Origin of the sequence: Enterobacter sp. RCC_40 (assembly GCF_041360735.1) — a bacterium.
Lineage (GTDB): Bacteria > Pseudomonadota > Gammaproteobacteria > Enterobacterales > Enterobacteriaceae > Enterobacter > Enterobacter ludwigii.
Genome location: NZ_JBFUPR010000001.1, coordinates 282,777 through 304,762 on the forward strand (window position 1 = coordinate 282,777; position 21,986 = coordinate 304,762).

Consider the following 21,986-nt stretch of genomic DNA (forward strand, 5'->3'; position numbering starts at 1 on the left):
TATGTTTCTTAGCGTCATTACTGTCGCTTTTCGTAATTACGAAGGGGTGGTAAAAACCTGGCGCTCGCTGCGCAACCTGGCGCGCGATCCAAGTCTCACCTTCGAGTGGATTGTGGTCGATGGCGGCTCGAACGATGGTACGGCGGAGTTTCTGGAAAAACTCAACGGTGAGTTCAACTTACGTTTCATCAGCGAGAAAGATAAAGGCATCTACGATGCGATGAATAAAGGCATCGACATGGCGCAAGGCCGTTATGCCATCTTCCTGAATTCCGGTGACGTATTCCATGAGGATGTGGCGTTATTTGCCCGTCAGCTGGCGCGCCAGAAAGAGGATGCGATGTACATTGGCGACGCGCTGCTCGATTTTGGCGATGGGCATAAAGTTTGCCGCAGTGCGAAACCCGGCTGGTATATCTACCACAGTTTGCCTGCCAGCCATCAGGCCATTTTCTTCCCGGTAAAAGGTCTGAAAAAACAGCCTTACGATCTGCAGTATAAAGTTTCTTCAGATTATGCGCTGACCGCCAGCCTGTATAAATCAGGTTACCCGTTCCGTCGAATTAAAGGGCTGGTATCTGAATTTTCAATGGGCGGTGTGTCAACGTCTAATAATCTGGAACTGTGCCAGGATGCCAGAAATGTGCAGCGTAAAATATTAGGCGTGCCGGGGTTCTGGGCGGAATTATCTTATTTATTACGTCTGCGTACCACGGGTAAAACGAAAACCTTATATAACAAAGCCTGAATATAAGGAAACGTAATGCAGGATCTTAAAGGTTTCTCCGTGCCGAAAGGCTTTCGGGGCGGGAGCGGTATTAAAGTGCAGTTGTGGTGGGCCGTACAGGCCACCTTATTTGCCAGGTCACCGCAAATACTGTACCGCTGGCGAGCTTTTTTATTGCGTCTGTTTGGCGCAAAAATCGGAAAAAACGTAGTCATTCGCCCGTCGGTAAAAATTACCTACCCGTGGAAATTAACGCTTGGGGATTATGCGTGGGTAGGGGATGACGCGGTGTTATATACCCTTGGCGATATTACGATTGGCGCAAATTCAGTGGTTTCACAGAAGTGTTATTTGTGCACCGGCAGTCACGATTTTATGAGTCAGCATTTTGATATTACCGCCACTCCGATTGTGATTGGCGAAAAATGCTGGCTGGCGACAGATGTTTTTGTTGCACCTGGTGTTTCTGTTGGCGATGGCACGGTAGTCGGTGCCCGCAGCAGCGTTTTTAAATCGCTACCGGCAAATAAAATTTGCCGTGGCAACCCCGCAGTGGTGATACGCGAACGCGTTGAAACTGATTAAATTCATAAGTAGAGGAATATAAACATGTCTAAAGTCGCTCTCATCACCGGCGTTACCGGACAGGATGGTTCTTACCTGGCAGAACTGCTGCTGGAAAAAGGTTATGAAGTACACGGTATTAAGCGTCGTGCTTCTTCATTCAACACCGAACGTGTGGATCACATTTATCAGGATCCTCATGCGGCGAACCCGAAATTCCATCTGCACTACGGCGACCTGACCGATACTTCCAACCTGACCCGTATTCTGCAGGAAGTGCAGCCGGATGAAGTGTACAACCTGGGCGCGATGAGCCACGTTGCGGTCTCCTTCGAATCTCCGGAATACACCGCTGACGTTGACGCAATGGGTACGCTGCGTCTGCTGGAAGCGATTCGCTTCCTCGGCCTTGAGAAGAAAACCCGTTTCTACCAGGCATCCACGTCTGAGCTGTACGGTCTGGTGCAGGAAATTCCTCAGAAAGAGACTACCCCGTTCTATCCACGTTCTCCGTACGCCGTAGCGAAACTGTACGCGTACTGGATCACCGTGAACTACCGTGAGTCCTACGGCATGTATGCCTGTAACGGCATTCTGTTCAACCACGAATCCCCACGTCGCGGTGAAACATTCGTTACCCGTAAAATCACCCGCGCTATCGCTAACATCGCACAGGGTCTGGAATCTTGCCTGCACCTCGGCAACATGGATTCCCTGCGTGACTGGGGCCATGCCAAAGACTACGTAAAAATGCAGTGGATGATGCTGCAGCAGGAAAAACCAGAAGACTTCGTTATCGCAACCGGCGTGCAGTACTCCGTACGTCAGTTCGTTGAGATGGCTGCCGCTCAGCTGGGTATCAAACTGCGCTTCGAAGGTACCGGCGTGGAAGAGAAAGGCATCGTGGTTTCCGTAACGGGCCATGACGCACCGGGCGTGAAACCGGGCGACGTGATTGTACAGGTTGACCCACGTTACTTCCGTCCTGCTGAAGTGGAAACCCTGCTGGGCGACCCAACCAAAGCACACGAAACACTGGGCTGGAAACCAGAAACGACTCTGCAGGAGATGGTTTCCGAGATGGTTGCCAAAGATCTTGAAGCAGCGAAAAAACACTCCCTGCTCAAGTCTCATGGCTACGAGGTTGCCATCGCGCTGGAGTCCTGAGAATGACAAAACAACGTATTTTTGTCGCGGGTCATCGCGGAATGGTGGGTTCCGCGATTGTTCGCCAGCTTGAACAGCGCGGTGATGTCGATGTGATTGTCCGTACCCGTGACGAGCTGAACCTGCTCGACAGCAAAGCGGTACAGGACTTCTTCGCCAGTGAACGTATTGACCAGGTGTATCTGGCGGCGGCGAAAGTGGGCGGCATTGTTGCCAACAACACGTATCCGGCGGATTTCATCTACGAGAACATGATGATTGAGAGCAACATCATTCACGCAGCGCATCTGCACAACGTGAATAAGCTGTTGTTCCTCGGCTCATCCTGTATCTACCCGAAAATGGCGAAGCAGCCGATCGCTGAGAGCGAACTGCTGCAGGGCACGCTGGAAGCAACCAACGAGCCGTATGCGATTGCCAAGATTGCCGGGATCAAGCTGTGCGAATCCTACAACCGTCAGTATAACCGCGACTATCGTTCGGTGATGCCGACCAACCTGTACGGACCGCATGACAACTTCCACCCGAGCAATTCGCACGTGATCCCGGCGCTGCTGCGTCGTTTCCACGAGGCAACGGCCGAAAATGCACCGGATGTGGTGGTGTGGGGCAGCGGTACGCCAATGCGTGAATTCCTGCATGTGGATGACATGGCGGCTGCCAGCATCCACGTAATGGAGCTGGATCGTGAGGTGTGGCAGGAAAACACCGAACCGATGCTGTCGCACATTAACGTCGGTACTGGCGTGGATTGCACCATTCGTGAGCTGGCGCAAACCATCGCGCAGGTGGTGGGTTACAAAGGCCGCGTGGTCTTTGACGCCACCAAACCGGACGGCACGCCGCGCAAACTGCTGGACGTGACCCGTCTGCATCAGCTGGGCTGGTATCACGAGGTATCACTGGAGCAGGGGCTGGCAAGCACCTACCAGTGGTTCCTTGAAAACCAGCACCGCTTCCGGGGGTAATGATGTTTTTAAGTCAGGAAGATTTTGCCACGGTAGTGCGTTCCACTCCGCTCATCTCAATTGATTTGGTGGTGGAAAACGAACGCGGCGAGTTCTTGCTGGGAAAACGAACCAACCGTCCTGCACAGGGCTTTTGGTTCGTGCCCGGCGGGCGCGTGCAGAAGGATGAGACGCTGGAAAATGCTTTTGAGCGTCTCACTCTGGCGGAACTGGGCCTGCAACTGCCGATGGCGGCAGGCCAGTTTTACGGGGTCTGGCAGCACTTCTATGACGATAACTTTTCGGGCACCGGTTTCACCACGCACTATGTGGTGCTCGGTTTTCGCCTGAAGGTGAGTGAGGCAGACCTGCGTCTGCCTGATTCTCAGCATGACGACTACCGCTGGCAGACGCCAGAGGCGTTGCTGGCCAGTGACAATGTGCATGACAACAGTCGTGCCTATTTCCTGGCCGATCGTCAGTCCGGAGTGCCGGGCTTATGAAAATTCTGGTGTACGGAATCAACTATTCGCCGGAGTTAACCGGAATCGGTAAATACACCGGCGAAATGGTCGAGTGGATGGCGAGCCAGGGACATGACGTGCGGGTCATTACCGCGCCGCCATACTACCCGGAATGGAAAGTAGGTGAGCGCTATTCAGGCTGGCGCTACCGTCGCGAAGAGGGTGCCGCGACCGTCTGGCGTTGCCCGCTGTACGTGCCGAAACAGCCCTCAACGCTGAAGCGGTTACTTCATCTGGGCAGCTTTGCCCTGAGCAGTTTCTTCCCGCTGATGGCGCAACGTCGCTGGAAGCCGGATCGCATTATCGGTGTGGTGCCAACGCTGTTCTGCACCCCAGGCATGCGCCTGCTGGGCAAACTCTCCGGCGCGCGCACGCTGCTTCACATTCAGGATTATGAAGTGGACGCCATGCTCGGCCTGGGAATGGCCGGCAAAGGTAAGAGCGGGAAGGTGGCGAAACTCGCCAGCGCCTTCGAGCGCAGCGGCCTGCATAACGTGGATTATGTCTCGACCATCTCGCGCTCAATGATGAACAAAGCGCAGGAGAAGGGTGTACCGGCGGAAAAAGTGATCTTTTTCCCTAACTGGTCTGAAGTGGCGCGTTTTCGCGACGTGACAGACAGTGACGCTCAGTCGCTACGCGCTCAGCTCGGTCTGCCTGACGACCAAAAAATCATTCTTTATTCAGGCAACATCGGCGAGAAGCAGGGGCTGGAGAGCGTCATCGATGCCGCACAGCAACTGAGCCATCAACCCTGGATGTTTGTCATCGTCGGGCAGGGCGGCGGAAAAGCGCGACTGGAAAAGATGGCCAGCGAGCGCGGCCTGACGAACGTGAAATTTTTCCCGCTTCAGTCTTACGAGGCACTGCCTGCGTTGCTGAAGATGGGCGACTGCCATCTGGTGGTACAAAAGCGCGGCGCGGCAGACGCGGTGTTGCCGTCCAAGCTGACCAACATTCTGGCAGTGGGCGGTAACGCGGTGATCACGGCGGAAGCCGAAACAGAATTAGGCCAGCTGTGCGACAGCTATCCGGGGATCGCCGTTTGCGTGGAACCGGAATCGGTCCCGGCGCTGGTCACTGGCATTGAACGGGCACTTGCCATGCCAAAAACGAACACGGTGGCACGTGAATATGCCGAACGCACGCTCGAGAAAGAGAACGTGCTGAGCCAATTTATTGCAGATATACGGGGATAAATCATGAGTCAAACCACTTTGTATCCGGTTGTGATGGCAGGTGGCTCTGGTAGCCGGTTGTGGCCGCTGTCCCGCGTGCTCTATCCAAAACAGTTCCTCTGCCTGAAAGGGGAGCTCACCATGCTGCAGACGACGGTTAACCGCCTGCAGGGTGTGGAGTGTGAAAGCCCGGTGGTGATTTGTAACGAACAACACCGCTTTATTGTCGCCGAGCAGCTGCGCCAGCTGAACAAACTCACAGAAAATATCATTCTGGAGCCTGCCGGACGTAACACCGCCCCCGCGATTGCGCTGGCGGCGCTGGCGGCCAAACGCAGCAGCCCGGATTGCGATCCGCTGATGCTGGTTCTGGCGGCAGACCATGTTATTCAACAGGAAGAGTCGTTCCGCGAGGCGGTACGCGCGGCTATTCCTTACGCCGAAAACGGCAAACTGGTGACTTTCGGCATCGTGCCGGACCTGCCGGAAACCGGCTACGGGTATATTCGTCGTGGCAATGTGACCCCTGGCGAAGGCGACAGCGTAGCGTTTGACGTGGCGCAGTTTGTCGAAAAACCGAATCTGGAAACCGCGCAGGCGTATGTGGCCAGCGGTGAATATTACTGGAACAGCGGGATGTTCCTGTTCCGCGCTGGCCGCTACCTGGAAGAGCTGCGCAAATATCGCCCGGATATTCTGGACGCCTGCGAGAAAGCGATGGCGGTAGTGGATCCGGATCTCGATTTTATCCGTGTTGACGAAGCGTCTTTCCTCGCCTGCCCGGAAGAGTCAATTGACTATGCGGTAATGGAACGCACGGCCGATGCCGTTGTGGTACCGATGGATGCGGGCTGGAGCGATGTTGGTTCCTGGTCCTCCCTGTGGGAGATCAGCGCTCATACCCCGGAGGGTAACGTCCATCACGGTGATGTTATCAGCCACAAAACGGAAAACAGCTATATCTACGCCGAGTCCGGTCTGGTGACCACAGTCGGCGTGAAGGATCTGGTGGTCGTACAGACGAAAGACGCCGTGCTGATTGCTGACCGTAATGCCGTGCAGGACGTTAAAAAAGTGGTGGAGAAGATCAAGGCCGATGGTCGCCATGAACACCATATCCACCGCGAAGTGTATCGTCCGTGGGGCAAATATGACTCCATCGATGCCGGTGAACGTTACCAGGTGAAACGCATCACCGTTAAACCGGGGGAGGGGCTGTCGGTACAGATGCACCACCACCGTGCCGAGCACTGGGTCGTGGTGGCGGGTACCGCCAAAGTCACGATTGATGGCGAAGTGAAACTGCTGGGCGAAAACGAGTCAATCTATATTCCGCTGGGAGCCACGCACTGTCTGGAAAACCCGGGGAAAATTCCTCTCGACTTAATTGAAGTGCGCTCCGGTTCGTACCTGGAAGAAGACGATATTGTCCGTTTCCAGGACCGTTACGGGCGGGTATAGCGCCGTCTCTAAAGCCGGATAGCGTTTCGCGCATCCGGCCTGCGAATGAATAAAAACAAATTTGCCTGTTAATCGGGCGGGCCAACTGTTGCCTGAAAAAGGGGTCATCATGGAAAAATTAACCTGTTTTAAAGCCTACGATATTCGCGGCAAGCTGGGCGAAGAGCTGAATGAAGACATTGCGTGGCGCATTGGCCGCGCATACGGCGAATATCTTAAGCCACAAACGATTGTCCTGGGCGGCGATGTGCGCCTGACCAGTGAGTCCCTGAAGCTGGCGCTGGCAAAAGGGCTGCAGGATGCGGGAGTGGACGTGCTGGATATCGGCTTGTCCGGCACCGAAGAGATTTACTTTGCCACCTTCCACCTCGGCGTGGACGGCGGTATCGAAGTGACAGCCAGCCATAACCCAATGGACTACAACGGTATGAAGCTGGTGCGCAAGGGCGCGCGTCCAATCAGCGGCGATACCGGTCTGCGTGACGTGCAGCGTCTCGCCGAAGCTAACGATTTCCCGCCGGTGAATGAAGCGAAACGCGGCAGCTATAAGCAGATCGACCTGCGTAAAGCGTACATCGACCATCTGCTGGGCTACATCAACGTTGCAAACCTGAAACCGCTGAAGCTAGTGATCAACTCCGGTAACGGCGCGGCCGGCCCGGTGGTGGATGCGCTCGAAGCCCGCTTTAAGGCCCTGAACGTCCCGGTAACCTTCGTTAAGGTCCATAACACCCCGGACGGCAACTTCCCGAACGGTATCCCGAACCCGCTGCTGCCGGAGTGCCGCGACGACACCCGTAACGCGGTCATCGAACACGGTGCCGATATGGGTATCGCCTTTGACGGCGATTTCGACCGCTGCTTCCTGTTCGACGAAAAAGGCCAGTTCATCGAAGGCTACTACATTGTCGGCCTGCTGGCGGAAGCGTTCCTCGAGAAGAACCCGGGCGCGAAGATCATTCACGATCCGCGTCTGTCCTGGAACACCGTGGATGTGGTGAACGCCGCGGGCGGCCAGCCGGTGATGTCCAAAACCGGTCATGCCTTCATTAAAGAGCGTATGCGCGAAGAAGACGCCATTTATGGCGGCGAGATGAGCGCCCACCACTATTTCCGTGATTTTGCCTACTGCGACAGCGGGATGATCCCGTGGCTGCTGGTGACCGAGCTGCTGTGTCTGAAAGGGCAGACCCTTGGCGAGCTGGTACGCGACCGCATGGCGGCCTTCCCGGCAAGTGGCGAAATCAACAGCAAACTGGCGCAGCCGGCCGAGGCCATTGCCCGCGTGGAGCAGCATTTTGCCCTCCATGCGCTGGAAATTGACCGTACCGACGGCATCAGCATGGCGTTCCCGCAGTGGCGTTTTAACCTGCGCTCTTCAAATACCGAGCCGGTGGTGCGCCTGAACGTGGAATCCCGCGCGGATACCGCGCTGATGGAAGCGCGAACGAAGGACATTCTGGCGCTGTTGAATCAGTAAATAGCTTTCCCCCTCATCCTGATGTGGGGTGAGGGGGCAGGTGTTGAACTAAAGGAACAACGATGACGAATCTAAAAAAACGCGAACGAGCGAGAACGAATGCATCGTTAATCTCCATGGTGCAGCGTTTTTCTGATATCACCATCATGGTCGGCGGATTATGGGTGGTGAGTTGGGTAAGCGGGCAATCCTTCTTCTACATGCATCTGCTCATGGCGCTGATTGCGCTGGTTGTGTTCCAGATGATCGGGGGGATGACCGACTTCTACCGTTCGTGGCGTGGTGTGAAAATGACCACCGAACTGATGCTGTTGCTGCAGAACTGGACATTAAGCCTGATCTTCAGCGCAGGGCTGGTGGCATTCAGCCATGATTTTGATAATCGCCTGGTGACATATCTGTGCTGGTATCTGATTACCAGCGTCGGCATGGTGGTATGCCGCACCCTGATCCGTTTTGGCGCCGGCTGGCTGCGTAACCGCGGTTATAACCGTCGCTTTGTCGCCGTGGCGGGGGATTTGCCGGTAGGGAAGGTGCTTCTCGATAGCTTCCGCAAAGAACCATGGTTAGGTTTTGAAGTGGTCGGGATTTATCACGACGCGAAGCCTGGCGGCGTGCCTTCAGACTGGGCCGGTAATTACGAACAGCTTATTGAGGACGCGAAAGCCGGCAAAATTCATAACGTCTACATCGCGATGCAGATGAAAGATGAATCCCGCATTAAGAAACTGATGCGTGAACTGGCCGATACCACCTGTTCGGTGATCCTGATCCCGGACGTCTTTACCTTTAACATCCTCCACTCCCGTATTGAAGAAGTGAACGGCGTGCCGGTCGTGCCGCTGTATGACACCCCGCTGTCGGGTATCAATCGCGTGCTCAAGCGCCTGGAAGATATCGTGCTCTCTTCACTGATCTTACTGCTGATCTCCCCGGTGCTGTGCTGCATTGCTCTGGCGGTGAAGCTGAGCTCCCCGGGCCCGGTTATCTTCCGTCAGACCCGCTACGGCATGGACGGTAAGCCTATCATGGTGTGGAAATTCCGCTCAATGAAGGTGATGGAGAACGACAAGGTCGTGACCCAGGCGACGCAGAACGATCCTCGTGTTACGCGGGTGGGGAACTTCCTGCGCCGTACCTCGCTGGATGAGCTGCCGCAGTTTATCAACGTCTTTACCGGTGGCATGTCGATTGTCGGCCCCCGTCCCCATGCCGTGGCTCACAACGAACAGTACCGCTCGCTGATTGAAGGCTACATGTTGCGCCATAAAGTGAAGCCAGGCATTACCGGCTGGGCGCAGATCAACGGCTGGCGCGGCGAGACCGACACGCTGGAAAAAATGGAAAAACGCATCGAATTCGACCTGGAGTACATCCGTGAATGGAGCCTCTGGTTCGATATCAAGATCGTCTTTCTGACCATCTTCAAAGGTTTCGTGAACAAAGCGGCGTACTAAGATGAGCTTACGTGAAAAAACCATCAGCGGCGCCAAATGGTCAGCGATGGCGACCATTGTCATCATTGGCCTCGGCCTGGTGCAGATGACGGTGCTGGCGCGCATTATCGATAACCACCAGTTCGGTCTGCTGACCGTCTCGCTGGTGATTATCGCGCTGGCCGATACGTTGTCTGACTTCGGCATTGCTAACTCGATTATCCAGCGCAAAGAGATCAGCCATCTGGAACTGACCACGCTCTACTGGCTGAACGTTGGGCTGGGGGTGTTCGTTTTCGTGCTGGTGTTCCTGTTGAGCGATACCATCGCCAGCGTGCTGCACAACCCCGATCTGGCACCGCTGATGCGTACGCTCTCGTTTGCTTTTGTGGTGATCCCGCACGGGCAACAGTTCCGCGCGCTGATGCAGAAAGAGCTGGAATTCAACAAGATTGGGATGATCGAGACCAGCGCCGTTCTCGCAGGGTTTACCTTTACCGTGGTCAGCGCCCATTTCTGGCCGCTGGCCATGACCGCTATCCTCGGGTATCTGGTTAACTCTGCCGTGCGTACGCTGCTGTTCGGCTACTTTGGTCGCAAGATTTACCGTCCTGGGCTGCATTTCTCTCTCGCTTCGGTGTCATCCAACCTGCGTTTTGGTGCGTGGCTCACCGCCGACAGCATCATCAACTATGTCAACACCAACCTCTCCACGCTGGTGCTGGCACGCATCCTCGGCGCGAGCGTCGCGGGGGGGTACAACCTGGCGTACAACGTCGCGGTAGTACCACCAATGAAGCTCAACCCGATTATCACCCGCGTACTGTTCCCGGCGTTCGCCAAAATTCAGGACGACACCGAGAAGCTGCGCGTCAATTTTTACAAGCTGCTCTCTGTGGTGGGCATTATCAATTTCCCGGTTTTGCTGGGGCTGATGGTGGTCTCGAGCAACTTCGTGCCGCTGGTGTTTGGCGAGAAGTGGAACAGCATTATCCCGATCCTGCAGCTGCTGTGCGTGGTGGGGCTGCTGCGATCCGTTGGAAACCCGATTGGCTCACTGCTGATGGCTAAAGCGCGGGTTGATATCAGCTTCAAATTCAACGTGTTTAAAACGTTCTTGTTTATTCCGGCGATTATCGTCGGTGGACATATGGCCGGCGCCATTGGGGTCACGCTTGGTTTTCTGCTGGTGCAGATCATCAACACCGTTCTGAGCTACTTCGTGATGATCAAGCCGGTGCTGGGCTCCAGCTACCGGCAGTACATTCTGAGCCTGTGGCTGCCGTTTTATCTGTCATTGCCTACCCTTGCGGTGAGCTATGGGCTGGGCATCGTGCTCACTGGCCATCTGCCGCTCGCGGCCATGCTGGCAATACAGGTCGCAGTAGGTGCACTGGCGTTTGGCGTGATGATTGTGCTGTCACGTAATGCGCTGGTGGTGGAGATGAAGCGCCAGTTTTGCCGTAACGAAAAAATGAAAACGCTGCTTCGCGCAGGCTAGTTATTTAAGAGGCCATTATGAAATTACTTATTCTTGGCAACCATACCTGCGGCAACCGTGGCGACAGCGCCATTCTGCGCGGTTTATTGGATGCGATTAACACCCTTAAGCCTGAGACTGAAGTGGACGTGATGAGCCGTTATCCGGTCAGCTCTTCCTGGTTATTGAACCGCCCGGTAATGGGCGACCCGCTCTACAGCCAGATGAAGCAGCACAACAACGCCGCCGGCGTGATGGGACGCGTGAAGAAAGTTCTGCGCCGTCGCTATCAGCACCAGGTGTTGCTGTCCCGTGTAACTGATACCGGCAAGCTGCGTAACATCGCCATTGCTCAGGGCTTCACGGATTTCGTTCGACTGCTGTCGGGCTACGACGCCATTATTCAGGTCGGCGGATCGTTCTTCGTCGATCTTTACGGTGTGCCGCAGTTTGAGCACGCACTTTGCACATTCATGGCGAAAAAACCGCTGTTTATGATTGGTCACAGCGTCGGGCCGTTTCAGGATCCGCAGTTTAACCAGCTGGCAAACTATGTCTTCGGCCACTGCGATGCTCTGATCCTGCGTGAGTCGGTAAGCCTCGATATGATGAAACGCAGTGAGATTGACACCTCTAAAGTGGAACACGGGGTGGACACCGCCTGGCTGGTGGATCATCAGGACGACAGTTTCCAGGCGAGCTACGCAGTGCAGCACTGGCTGGACGTGGCGGCGAAACAGAAAACGGTCGCCATCACCCTGCGCGAACTCGCGCCGTTTGATAAACGTTTAGGCACCACCCAGGCGGCGTATGAGAAAGCGTTTGCTGACGTGGTTAACCGCGTGCTGGACAGCGGATACCAGGTGCTGGCGCTTTCAACCTGTACCGGCATCGACAGCTATAACAAAGATGACCGCATGGTGGCGCTGAACCTGCGCAACCTGGTAAACGATCCGTCCCGTTATCACGTGGTGATGGACGAACTGAACGACCTCGAGATGGGCAAATTGCTCTCAGCCTGTGACCTCACCGTGGGCACGCGTCTGCACTCGGCGATCATTTCGATGAACTTTGGCACGCCGGCCATTGCGATTAACTACGAGCACAAGTCAGCCGGCATTATGCAGCAGCTTGGCATGCCTGAAATGGCCGTTGATATTCGTCATCTGCTGGATGGTTCGCTTGGCGCGATGGTGGGCGATACCCTGGGGCAACTGCCTGCCATCAATGAACGCCTGGCCGTCGCGGTGAAAGCCGAGCGCGAGAAGGGAATTGGGATGGTGAAATCGGTGCTCGACCGCGTCCGGGAGGGGAAATGAAGGTTGGTTTCTTCTTACTGAAATTTCCGCTGTCGTCTGAAACCTTTGTGCTGAACCAAATCACCGCGTTTATCGATATGGGATACGACGTGGAGATCATCGCCCTGCAAAAGGGCGATACACAAAATACCCATGCGGCGTATACGCAGTATGGACTGGAGGCGAAAACCCGCTGGCTGCAGGACGAGCCCTCAGGAAGAGTAAATAAGCTGCGCCACCGGGCCAGCCAGACCTTACGCGGGATCCATCGTGCGTCGACCTGGCGCGCGCTGAATGTTTCCCGCTATGGCGCGGAATCTCGCAACCTGATCCTGTCCGCCATTTGTGGTCAAACGGCGCAGCCGTACCGCGCCGATGTGTTTATTGCTCACTTTGGCCCGGCGGGCGTGACCGCCGCCAAACTGCGTGAGCTGGGGGTGATTGACGGTAAGATTGCGACCATCTTCCACGGTATCGACATCTCCAGCCGCGAAGTATTGAACCACTACACGCCGGAGTATCAGCAGCTTTTCCGCCGTGGCGACATGATGCTGCCCATCAGCGACCTGTGGGCCGGGCGTCTGAAAAACATGGGCTGTCCGCAGGAAAAAATCACCGTTTCGCGTATGGGCGTGGATTTAGAGCGCTTTACCCGCCGCCCGGTCAAGGTGCCGGGAAAACCGCTGCAGATAATCTCTGTTGCGCGTCTGACGGAGAAAAAAGGTCTGCACGTCGCCATCGAAGCCTGCCGCCAGCTGCGAGCGCGCGGCGTGGATTTCCGCTATCGCATTCTCGGTATTGGCCCGTGGGAGCGTCGTCTTCGCACGCTTATCGAACAGTATCAGCTGGAAGATTACGTGGAGATGCCAGGTTTTAAGCCAAGCCACGAGGTGAAGGCCATGCTGGATGAGGCGGATGTATTCCTGCTGCCTTCCGTGACCGGCGCCGATGGCGATATGGAGGGGATCCCGGTTGCGTTAATGGAGGCGATGGCCGTCGGTATTCCGGTGGTGTCGACCCTGCACAGCGGGATCCCGGAGTTAATCAAGTCTGATTACTCCGGCTGGCTGGTACCGGAGAATAATGCGATGGCCCTTGCGGATCGTTTAGCCGAATTTAGCGGCATCGACCAACAGGCGCTGGAGCCCGTTATCCACAACGCCCGACAAAAAGTTGAAGCAGATTTTAACCAGCAGGTGATTAATCGCCAGTTAGCGAGCCTGCTGCAAACGTTGTAACGCCGAGGTTGTATGCTGAAAAAGATTACCCGACGCACCTTTGTCTCTTCTTTATCCGTCCTGGCGGCTACGCCGCTGCTGTCGTCCCGCATTGCGCGGGCGGCAACCGGAAAGACGGTCTCTGTTAACCAGTACAATAACAACGACTGGATCGCCGCCTTTAAGCAGGCGTTTAACGAAGGCGACACCGTTGTTGTCCCTGCCGGGCTCACCTGTAAAAACATCAATACGGGCATTTTCATTCCTGACGGTAAAACGCTGCTGATCCGCGGTGCGTTAACGGGCAATGGTCGCGGACGCTTCGTGCTGCAGGAAGGCAGTAAAGTGATTGGTGAAGGTGACGGCCGCACGGAGAACATTACGCTGGACATTCGCGGTTCAGACTGTGTGATTAAAGGGCTGGCAATGAGCGGCTTTGGACCGGTGACGCAGATCTACATTGGCGGCAAAAAGCCGCGCGTCATGCGCAACCTGCTGATTGATAACATCAGCGTAAGCCAGGCGAACTACGCCATCCTGCGCCAGGGATTCCATAATCAGATAGATGGCGCGCGCATCACTAACAGTAAATTCAGCCATCTCCAGGGCGACGCGATTGAGTGGAACGTCGCCATTAATGACCGTAACATCCTGATCTCCGATCATGTGATTGACAACATTAACTGTACGAACGGCAAGATCAACTGGGGCATCGGCATTGGTCTCGCCGGCAGCACCTACGACAACGATTATCCGGAAAAGCAAACCGTGAAGAACTTCGTGGTGGCAAATATCACCGGCAGCAACTGTCGTCAGTTAGTCCACGTCGAAAACGGTAAGCACTTTATTATTCGCAATATTAAGGCCAAGAATATCACTCCTGACTTCAGCAAGAAGGCGGGAATAGACAACGCCACGGTAGCCATTTATGGCTGTGATAATTTCATAATTGATAATGTCGATATGGTCAATAGTGCCGGCATGCTGATCGGCTACGGTGTAATAAAGGGCGACTATCTCTCGATACCTCAGAACTTTAAGCTGAACGACATTCGCCTGGATAATCGCCAGCTTGCGTACAAACTGCGCGGAATACAAATTTCCTCCGGCAACGCCACCTCCTTTGTGGCCATCACCAACGTTGAGATGCAGCGGGCTACGCTTGAGTTGCACAACAAACCGCAGCACCTCTTCTTGCGTAATATCAACGTGATGCAGGAAGCTGCCGTCGGCCCGGCGCTGAAGATGAATTTCGACCTGCGTAAGGATGTCCGAGGCAAGTTTATGGCTAAAGATGAGACCTTACTGTCGCTGGCGAACATCAAGGCTGTGAATGAGAAAGGGCAGAGCTCCGTGGATATTGACCGCGTGGACCAGCAGGTGGTGAATACGGAGCGGCTGAATTTTGCGCTCCCGCACAGATAATCGACAATTGTCTTTTTTTGCGACTATTCCTGGCACAGAAACGCGATCTATTCAGATTACAACTACTGTTTTTTGTGATGTGGTCCCCTAACATCATATAAGAATCACGGCAAATCATGCTGGCGAAAACAGGTTAAAGAGCTATAATTCGTCAACCATTTTAAGGTGGAAGAAATAATGATTAATTTGAAAGCAGTCATTCCGGTAGCAGGCCTGGGCATGCATATGTTGCCAGCCACAAAAGCCATTCCTAAAGAGATGCTGCCGATTGTCGACAAACCGATGATTCAATACATTGTCGATGAAATTGTTGCTGCAGGGATCAAAGAAATCGTCCTGGTTACGCACTCCTCCAAGAATGCGGTAGAAAACCACTTCGACACCTCTTACGAACTCGAAGCGTTGCTTGAGCAGCGCGTAAAACGCCAGCTGCTGGCTGAAGTGCAGTCTATCTGTCCTCCTGGCGTAACCATCATGAACGTGCGTCAGGCGCAGCCGCTGGGTCTGGGCCACTCCATTCTTTGCGCGCGCCCGGTCGTGGGTGACAACCCGTTCATCGTTGTACTGCCGGATATCATTATCGACAGCGCATCTGCCGATCCGCTGCGTTACAACCTGGCGGCAATGGTGGCGCGCTTCAACGAAACGGGCCGTAGCCAGGTACTTGCTAAGCGCATGAAAGGCGATCTCTCTGAGTACTCTGTTATCCAGACTAAAGAAGCGCTGGAGACGGAAGGGCAGGTGAGCCGCATCGTTGAGTTTATCGAGAAACCGGATCAGCCGCAGACGCTGGATTCTGACCTGATGGCCGTTGGCCGTTATGTTCTCAACGCGGATATCTGGGCCGAGCTGGAAAAAACCGAGCCGGGTGCCTGGGACCGTATCCAGTTGACCGATGCGATTGCTGAACTGGCTAAGAAGCAGTCTGTTGATGCGATGCTGATGACCGGTGACAGCTACGACTGCGGTAAGAAACTGGGCTATATGCAGGCATTTGTGAAGTATGGCCTGCGTAACCTGAAGGAAGGTCAGAAGTTCAGAAGCCGGATTGAGAAGTTGCTGGCTAACGACTGATACGCATTATATTGCGTGGGCCAAATGTCGATGAACGACAGCAATCCCTCATATGGACGGTAAAGTCCTGGTGAGTGGGTGCTGTCGTTTTTTTTACAAATGATGATATATTACAGACAGTTATAGGTTGTCGTTTTGTTTCTTTACTTAACGATTTTTGCTTGTTTCTCCAGTCAATTAGGACGACAATTGTCATCACATTTGCGATTGGTCCGGTAAGCGATCTTTCTGGTTTTGATCGTAAAGACTCACACGTCTTGATTATTCTCAGTGCACTGGTAGCTGTAAAGCCAGGGGCGGTAGCGTGGGAAAATGCCTTTGCGGGTCTGGGTTACAATCTGTTCAATTGTAGCAACCTATATGTTGATATTTTCTGGTGAAAAACATGTTTGATAATAAAACGATTCTGGTAACTGGCGGTACAGGTTCTTTCGGTAATAAATTTGTCCGCATGACTTTGGAAAAATATAATCCTAAGAAAATTATTATTTATTCCCGAGATGAAATGAAACAGTGGGAAATGGCTAAACATTTCAAAGATGAAAGTCGTATCCGCTTCTTCATTGGTGATGTGCGTGATAAAGATCGCCTGTACCGTGCGCTGGATGGTGTTGATTACGTGGTCCATGCCGCAGCCACGAAAATCGTACCCACAGCAGAATACAACCCATTCGAATGTGTAAAAACCAACATCAATGGCGCGATGAATGTTATTGATGCGTGTATTGATAAAGGTATCGAGCGTGTAGTTGCACTATCGACTGACAAGGCAAGTAGCCCAGCGAACCTGTATGGTGCGACTAAACTGGCCTCTGACAAGCTGTTTGTCGCCGGCAATTCTTATTCTGGTGCCACCAAAACCCGCTTTGCTGTAGTTCGTTACGGTAATGTTATGGGTTCCCGCGGTTCCGTTATTCCTTTCTTCCTGTCCATTAAAGACAAGGGCGAACTGCCAATCACTGATGACCGTATGACCCGCTTTATGATCACCCTGGAACAGGGCGTTGAGCTGGTGTGGCATGCCTTTAATGATATGGAAGGCGGTGAGATCTACGTTAAGAAAATCCCTTCAATGAAAGTGACGGATGTCGCAACAGCCGTTGCGCCAGATGCTGCTCAGAAAGTGATTGGTATTCGTCCTGGTGAAAAATTGCATGAGCAGATGATTAGCGCTGAAGATGCTCACTACACCTATGAGTATCCTGAACACTTCAAAATCCTGCCTGCAATCCATAACTGGTGCGATTCTCCTGAACGTATTAAAGATGGCAAGCGCGTTCCAGAAGGCTTTGTTTACGAAAGTGATAGCAATGCAGAATGGATGAGCATTGAAGAGCTGCGTCAATGGATTGATGATAATCGTGAAAAAGTAGGCAATATCTAATGAAATTTATCCCCTATGGACGGCAGGATATCTCTGATGAAGATATCAATGCAGTAGTGGGCGTACTGAAGTCTGATTTCTTGACTCAGGGGCCATGTGTTCCACAGTTCGAGCAGGCCATTGCTGATTACGTCGGCGTTAAACACGCTGTTGCGGTAAACAGTGCGACATCTGCACTTCATATTGCATGCCTGGCACTGGGGCTGAAAAAAGGTGACTGGCTTTGGACATCGCCTAACACCTTCGTAGCTTCGGCAAACTGTGGGCTCTATTGCGATGCAAATGTAAGCTTTGTGGATATCGATCCGCAGACTTACAACATGAGCGTTGCAGCGCTAGAAACCAAACTCATTGCGGCGAAAGTTGAAGGCAAATTACCCAAAATCGTTGTGCCAGTGGCGTTTGCTGGACAGTCATGCGATATGGAAGCGATTTACCAGCTTTCGAAAGAGTATGGTTTTGCCATTATTGAAGATGCATCCCATGCTATCGGCGGCAACTACCAGGGGGCCAAAATTGGTAACTCCTGTTTTGCTGATATCACCATTCTGAGTTTCCACCCCGTTAAGATCATCACCACGGCGGAAGGCGGTATGGCGCTGACGAACAATGAAGCACTGGCTGAAAGCATGCAGCTTTTCCGCAGCCACGGCATTACGCGTGACGGCGATAAAATGACCAAAGCGTCTGAAGGTGCTTGGTACTACCAGCAGGTTGATCTTGGTTTGAACTACCGCATGACCGAACTGCAGGCAGCACTGGGTGTTACCCAGCTTAAGCGTATCGACGAATTTGTGGCGCGTCGCCATGAAATCGCAAAACGTTATCATACTGCGTTTGGGGGCATTCCCGTATCTACACCTCTGCAATCAGAGAGTGGTTACAGTGCGTTACATCTTTACCCGTTAACGGTAAAGGATCCTGCAATGCGCAAGCCATTGTTTGATCACCTGCGTGACAAAGGTATTGGTGTTAACGTTCACTATATCCCCGTTCATACTCAACCTTATTATGAGCAGTTAGGGCATAAAGCAGGAGATTACCCGGTCGCGGAGGACTATTACGCGCGTGCGATTAGCATCCCTATGTACTCCACCTTAACTGATGAAGAGCAGGATTACGTCATCCAGTGCATTCGGGAGTTCTTTTAAATGAACGTGGCAATCATTCCTGCGCGTGGTGGCAGTAAGCGTATTCCACGCAAAAATATTAAAGAATTTTGTGGGAAACCAATGATTGCCTGGTCCATTGAAGCCGCTCAAAAGAGCGGCGTCTTTGATCGAATCATTGTTTCAACAGATGATGAAGAGATTGCTAAGGTTGCACGTGAATATGGTGCGGAAGTGCCGTTTATGCGCCCTGCCGAGTTATCAAATGACTATGCGGGAACCATCCCAGTTATTCATCATGCCGCTGACTGGATCTTATCTCAGGGTATTAAGCCGGATTATGTTTGTTGTATATATGCAACAGCGCCTTTTATACAACCTGAAGATTTAGAAAAAGGTTTAGAACTTATCAAGAAAAAGAATAGTGATTATTGTTTTTCTGTCACGAGTTTTCCTTATCCCATTCAGCGCGCGTTGAAAATTAGTACTGATTACGAAATCAGCATGTTCGACCCTGAACAATTCAATGTCCGATCTCAGGATTTAGTTGAGGCATGGCATGATGCTGGCCAATTCTACTGGGGAAACATTGAGGCGTGGTTGATGGAGAAAGCTGTTTTCAAATCGCATGCAACTCCACTGCTCTTACCTAGAGAACGGGTACAGGACATCGATACTTTGGAAGACTGGCGTTTGGCCGAAATGATGTTTGAGATTAACAGAGTCAAAGATGAAAATCGCTTTTAGGGTCGATGCTTCTCTTTCCATTGGCTCAGGACATGTTGTTCGTTGCCTTACCCTCGCGGATGCTTTAAGAAAAAAAGGGGCACATTGTGTCTTCATCACGAAAGCACATCCTGGGAATCTAATAGAACTTATTAAATCACGATCGTTCGACGTGTTTATTATTCCCACAGGACCTGATTCCGGTGAAGAATATATCCAAAATGAAAAATTTTGGCTGGGTGGAACGCAACGCGATGATGCAATCAAGTCCATCGACCTTTGTAAGTCTAATAACTTTACTCCGGATGCTATGATAACGGATCATTACTCCTTGGATGATTCGTGGGAAAAAATTTTCCAATCTCATTTCCCTGAAGCAAAAATAATTGTAATTGATGATTTATGTAACAGGAAACATGAATGTTATCTTTTGATTGATTCAACGCTGGAGAGACAAAGCGTTGAATATAAACCCTTTGTTTCATCAGAATGTATTTTATTAATGGGTACTGACTACGCGTTGCTTAGAGAAGATTTTGCTCAATTGCGTTCTCTAGCCTATGAAAAACGCAAAAATATTGCTTCCCCCCGGAAGGTATTAATTACTATGGGCGGCGTTGATATAAATAATATCACTGGTGCGCTTCTTAAAAAGATTTCTAATAATATAGATACGCAAATAGATCTGATTACGGTAGTCCTGGGCGTAAGCTGTCCCCATAAAGATGAAATAATACGTATCGCTAAAGAGTGTAAGTTTAATGTTGAGGTATTAATAAATATTAATAACATGCCTCAGGTAATGCTTGAAAATGATATCGCAATTGGAGCTTTAGGCAGTACCACTTGGGAAAGAGCTGTTTTAGGACTACCTACAATCAACTTGGCCATTGCTGAAAATCAATTAGTTATAGTTGAAAAGCTCATCGATAAAGGCTTCATTGTATTCAGCGATACTGATTTTTCTGAAGAGGATTTATCGTGCGCCTGGCATAAGTTGCAGGATGAATATCAGGAACTGGTAGCCAGGTCTTTCGCGTTGTGCGACGGCGCAGGATTGCAGCGCGTAGTTACGTCTTTATGTAAAATGCAGGTTAATATCTAAGGAAGAACTATGACTAATCCGAACGTTAAAAAATTAAATTTAGTTAATATTGTTCATACCTCCAAAGGTGTCCAGGAAAGCGTTCGTCTTATCAGGAATGAAGATCAGGTAAGAAAATGGATGTATACCGATCACGTCATTTCGACAGAAGAACATGGCAACTGGCTTACACGCTTGAATACGGATAATAGAAATATTGTTTTTGTGGTTATCGAAAACGAAGAGCCCGTAGGTGTTGTGAGTGTAAATGCCATTGATAATACACATCAAAAAGCCGATTGGGCGTACTATCTTACTGCAACTGCGCGGTCAGGTGTTGGCGCAGTGCTTGAATTTTTTGTTATTGACTATGTTTTCAATGAACTCAACCTCAGTAAATTGAACTGTGAAGTTATTGAGCACAATGATGCAGTTGTTCGGTTACATGAGAAGTTTGGTTTTAAAAAAGAAGGTTTCAGAGAATCGAACATTTTAAAAAATGGCGAAAGGCTCGGTGTTCATTATCTGGGGTTGACGAAAGAAGGATGGGAAGCTATCCGTCAGGCTTTGAAAGATAAGTATTCGAAGATCTTCTCCCAATATGAAGTTATTATCTGAACGTTTTAATTAAAATGTATTTTGAGGTAAAAAATGAGTAGCATTTCTATTGACGGCCGCCAGATTGGGAAAGACTTTCCACCGTATATTATTGCAGAACTTTCTGCGAACCATAATGGTGATATTAATCGCGCATTTAAGATTATGGAAGAGGCAAAAGCTGCAGGTGCGGATGCGATAAAATTACAGACTTATCGCGCGGATACCATCACCATCGATTGTGATACAGAAGACTTCCAAATCCATGGCGGTTTATGGGATGGCCAAACGCTATTCAATTTATACAAAGGTGCCCAAATGCCATGGGAATGGCATAAGCCACTGTTCGAAAAAGCTAAAGAATTAGGCATAACAATTTTCAGTAGTCCATTTGATTTTACCGCCGTCGATCTGCTCGAGGATTTGGGTGCACCTGCATATAAAATAGCCTCCTTTGAAGCTATTGATATACCGCTTATAAAGTATGTCGCAAAGACAGGTAAACCGATGATAATCTCAACTGGAATGGCCGACGAACAAGAAATACTTGAAGCGATAACCGCTGCACGAGAAGGGGGCTGTAAAGAATTAGTCGTGCTGCAGTGTGTAAGTGGTTATCCTGCTCCAGCTGAAGAATACAATCTTGCAACGATACCCGATATGGCTGAACGGTTTGGTGTTATTGCCGGTCTATCCGATCACACTATAGATAACACGACAGCAGTAGCTTCAGTCGTACTTGGTGCATGTGTGATTGAAAAGCATGTCACGCTCGATCGTAACGGCGGCGGACCTGATGATAGTTTTTCATTAGAGCCTGCAGAATTAACAGCGCTGTGCCGAGATGCAAAAACAGCCTGGAAAGCACTGGGACGCGTTAACTACGAACGTAAAGAAAGTGAAAAAGGGAATGTTAAATTCCGTCGATCACTTTATGTGGTTAAGGATGTAAAAAAAGGTGAAAAACTAACCAGTGAAAATGTTAAGAGCATTCGTCCTGGATTTGGTTTAGCGCCAAAGCACTATGAAGAGGTGCTTGGAAAAGTTGCAAATCAAGATCTTAAAATAGGGACTCCACTTCAATTCAAATTTATTGAAAATTAGAATC

20 protein-coding genes are annotated in these 21,986 nt (G+C 51.5%); all 20 read left to right on the forward strand.

Translation table 11 applies throughout. The features are described from left to right. The first annotated feature begins 1 nt into the window (after window position 1). The gene (wcaE, locus tag AB6731_RS01225; protein ID WP_014170821.1) at window positions 2-748 is read left to right on the forward strand and encodes a colanic acid biosynthesis glycosyltransferase WcaE; all 747 of its coding nucleotides are present in this window, start codon (window positions 2-4) and stop codon (window positions 746-748) included. A gap of 15 nt (window positions 749-763) precedes the next feature. Continuing rightward, entirely contained in the window at window positions 764-1,312 is a 549-nt protein-coding gene (gene wcaF / locus AB6731_RS01230) for a colanic acid biosynthesis acetyltransferase WcaF (RefSeq protein WP_371005782.1), read from the forward strand. 24 nt (window positions 1,313-1,336) lie between these two features. Continuing rightward, window positions 1,337-2,458: a GDP-mannose 4,6-dehydratase gene (gene gmd / locus AB6731_RS01235; RefSeq protein WP_014170819.1), complete on the forward strand. Its 1,122-nt coding sequence runs from the start codon at window positions 1,337-1,339 to the stop codon at window positions 2,456-2,458. Between the two features lie 2 nt (window positions 2,459-2,460). Continuing rightward, window positions 2,461-3,426: a GDP-L-fucose synthase gene (locus tag AB6731_RS01240; RefSeq protein WP_014170818.1), complete on the forward strand. Its 966-nt coding sequence runs from the start codon at window positions 2,461-2,463 to the stop codon at window positions 3,424-3,426. 2 nt (window positions 3,427-3,428) lie between these two features. Beyond that, window positions 3,429-3,908, forward strand: coding sequence for a GDP-mannose mannosyl hydrolase (locus AB6731_RS01245; RefSeq protein ID WP_072126435.1), 480 nt, complete (start codon window positions 3,429-3,431; stop codon window positions 3,906-3,908). Continuing rightward, a complete protein-coding gene (wcaI, locus tag AB6731_RS01250) occupies window positions 3,905-5,128 on the forward strand; it encodes a colanic acid biosynthesis fucosyltransferase WcaI (protein ID WP_079231884.1) in 1,224 nt (407 codons plus the stop codon). Before AB6731_RS01245 ends, wcaI begins: the two co-directional genes overlap by 4 nt. 3 nt (window positions 5,129-5,131) lie before the next feature. Continuing rightward, window positions 5,132-6,568 carry a mannose-1-phosphate guanyltransferase gene (gene cpsB / locus AB6731_RS01255; protein WP_113656053.1) on the forward strand — a complete coding sequence of 479 codons (1,437 nt, stop codon included), beginning with the start codon at window positions 5,132-5,134 and terminating at the stop codon, window positions 6,566-6,568. A gap of 109 nt (window positions 6,569-6,677) precedes the next feature. Further along, the gene (cpsG, locus tag AB6731_RS01260) at window positions 6,678-8,048 is read left to right on the forward strand and encodes a colanic acid biosynthesis phosphomannomutase CpsG (RefSeq protein WP_032680630.1); all 1,371 of its coding nucleotides are present in this window, start codon (window positions 6,678-6,680) and stop codon (window positions 8,046-8,048) included. Between the two features lie 62 nt (window positions 8,049-8,110). After that, complete coding sequence (gene wcaJ, locus AB6731_RS01265) at window positions 8,111-9,505, forward strand: undecaprenyl-phosphate glucose phosphotransferase (protein WP_014170813.1); 1,395 nt, start codon at window positions 8,111-8,113, stop codon at window positions 9,503-9,505. A gap of 1 nt (window position 9,506) precedes the next feature. Further along, the gene (gene wzxC, locus AB6731_RS01270) at window positions 9,507-10,985 is read left to right on the forward strand and encodes a colanic acid undecaprenyl disphosphate flippase WzxC (RefSeq protein ID WP_047355745.1); all 1,479 of its coding nucleotides are present in this window, start codon (window positions 9,507-9,509) and stop codon (window positions 10,983-10,985) included. A gap of 17 nt (window positions 10,986-11,002) precedes the next feature. After that, window positions 11,003-12,283 (forward strand): colanic acid biosynthesis pyruvyl transferase WcaK, encoded by a 1,281-nt coding sequence (wcaK, locus tag AB6731_RS01275; RefSeq protein WP_024908095.1) that lies wholly within the window; start codon window positions 11,003-11,005, stop codon window positions 12,281-12,283. Next, on the forward strand, window positions 12,280-13,500 hold the full coding sequence (wcaL, locus tag AB6731_RS01280; RefSeq protein ID WP_014170810.1) for a colanic acid biosynthesis glycosyltransferase WcaL: 1,221 nt from the start codon (window positions 12,280-12,282) through the stop codon (window positions 13,498-13,500). Before wcaK ends, wcaL begins: the two co-directional genes overlap by 4 nt. Window positions 13,501-13,512: 12 nt before the next feature. Next, window positions 13,513-14,904, forward strand: a complete 1,392-nt coding sequence (gene wcaM / locus AB6731_RS01285; RefSeq protein WP_025203690.1) for a colanic acid biosynthesis protein WcaM — start codon at window positions 13,513-13,515, stop codon at window positions 14,902-14,904. A gap of 177 nt (window positions 14,905-15,081) precedes the next feature. Continuing rightward, window positions 15,082-15,978, forward strand: a complete 897-nt coding sequence (galF, locus tag AB6731_RS01290) for a GalU regulator GalF (RefSeq protein ID WP_020883269.1) — start codon at window positions 15,082-15,084, stop codon at window positions 15,976-15,978. A 385-nt stretch (window positions 15,979-16,363) separates the two neighbouring features. After that, window positions 16,364-17,362, forward strand: coding sequence for a UDP-N-acetylglucosamine 4,6-dehydratase (inverting) (pseB, locus tag AB6731_RS01295; RefSeq protein ID WP_044857605.1), 999 nt, complete (start codon window positions 16,364-16,366; stop codon window positions 17,360-17,362). Beyond that, window positions 17,362-18,513, forward strand: a complete 1,152-nt coding sequence (pseC, locus tag AB6731_RS01300) for a UDP-4-amino-4,6-dideoxy-N-acetyl-beta-L-altrosamine transaminase (RefSeq protein WP_371005783.1) — start codon at window positions 17,362-17,364, stop codon at window positions 18,511-18,513. Before pseB ends, pseC begins: the two co-directional genes overlap by 1 nt. After that, on the forward strand, window positions 18,514-19,218 hold the full coding sequence (pseF, locus tag AB6731_RS01305; RefSeq protein WP_371005784.1) for a pseudaminic acid cytidylyltransferase: 705 nt from the start codon (window positions 18,514-18,516) through the stop codon (window positions 19,216-19,218). Then, the gene (gene pseG, locus AB6731_RS01310; RefSeq protein ID WP_371005785.1) at window positions 19,202-20,302 is read left to right on the forward strand and encodes a UDP-2,4-diacetamido-2,4,6-trideoxy-beta-L-altropyranose hydrolase; all 1,101 of its coding nucleotides are present in this window, start codon (window positions 19,202-19,204) and stop codon (window positions 20,300-20,302) included. The genes pseF and pseG overlap by 17 nt, the downstream gene beginning before the upstream one ends. Window positions 20,303-20,311: 9 nt before the next feature. Continuing rightward, window positions 20,312-20,899, forward strand: coding sequence for a UDP-4-amino-4,6-dideoxy-N-acetyl-beta-L-altrosamine N-acetyltransferase (pseH, locus tag AB6731_RS01315; protein WP_371005786.1), 588 nt, complete (start codon window positions 20,312-20,314; stop codon window positions 20,897-20,899). Window positions 20,900-20,932: 33 nt separating this feature from the next. Continuing rightward, entirely contained in the window at window positions 20,933-21,982 is a 1,050-nt protein-coding gene (gene pseI / locus AB6731_RS01320; protein ID WP_371005787.1) for a pseudaminic acid synthase, read from the forward strand. Window positions 21,983-21,986: the final 4 nt, after the last annotated feature.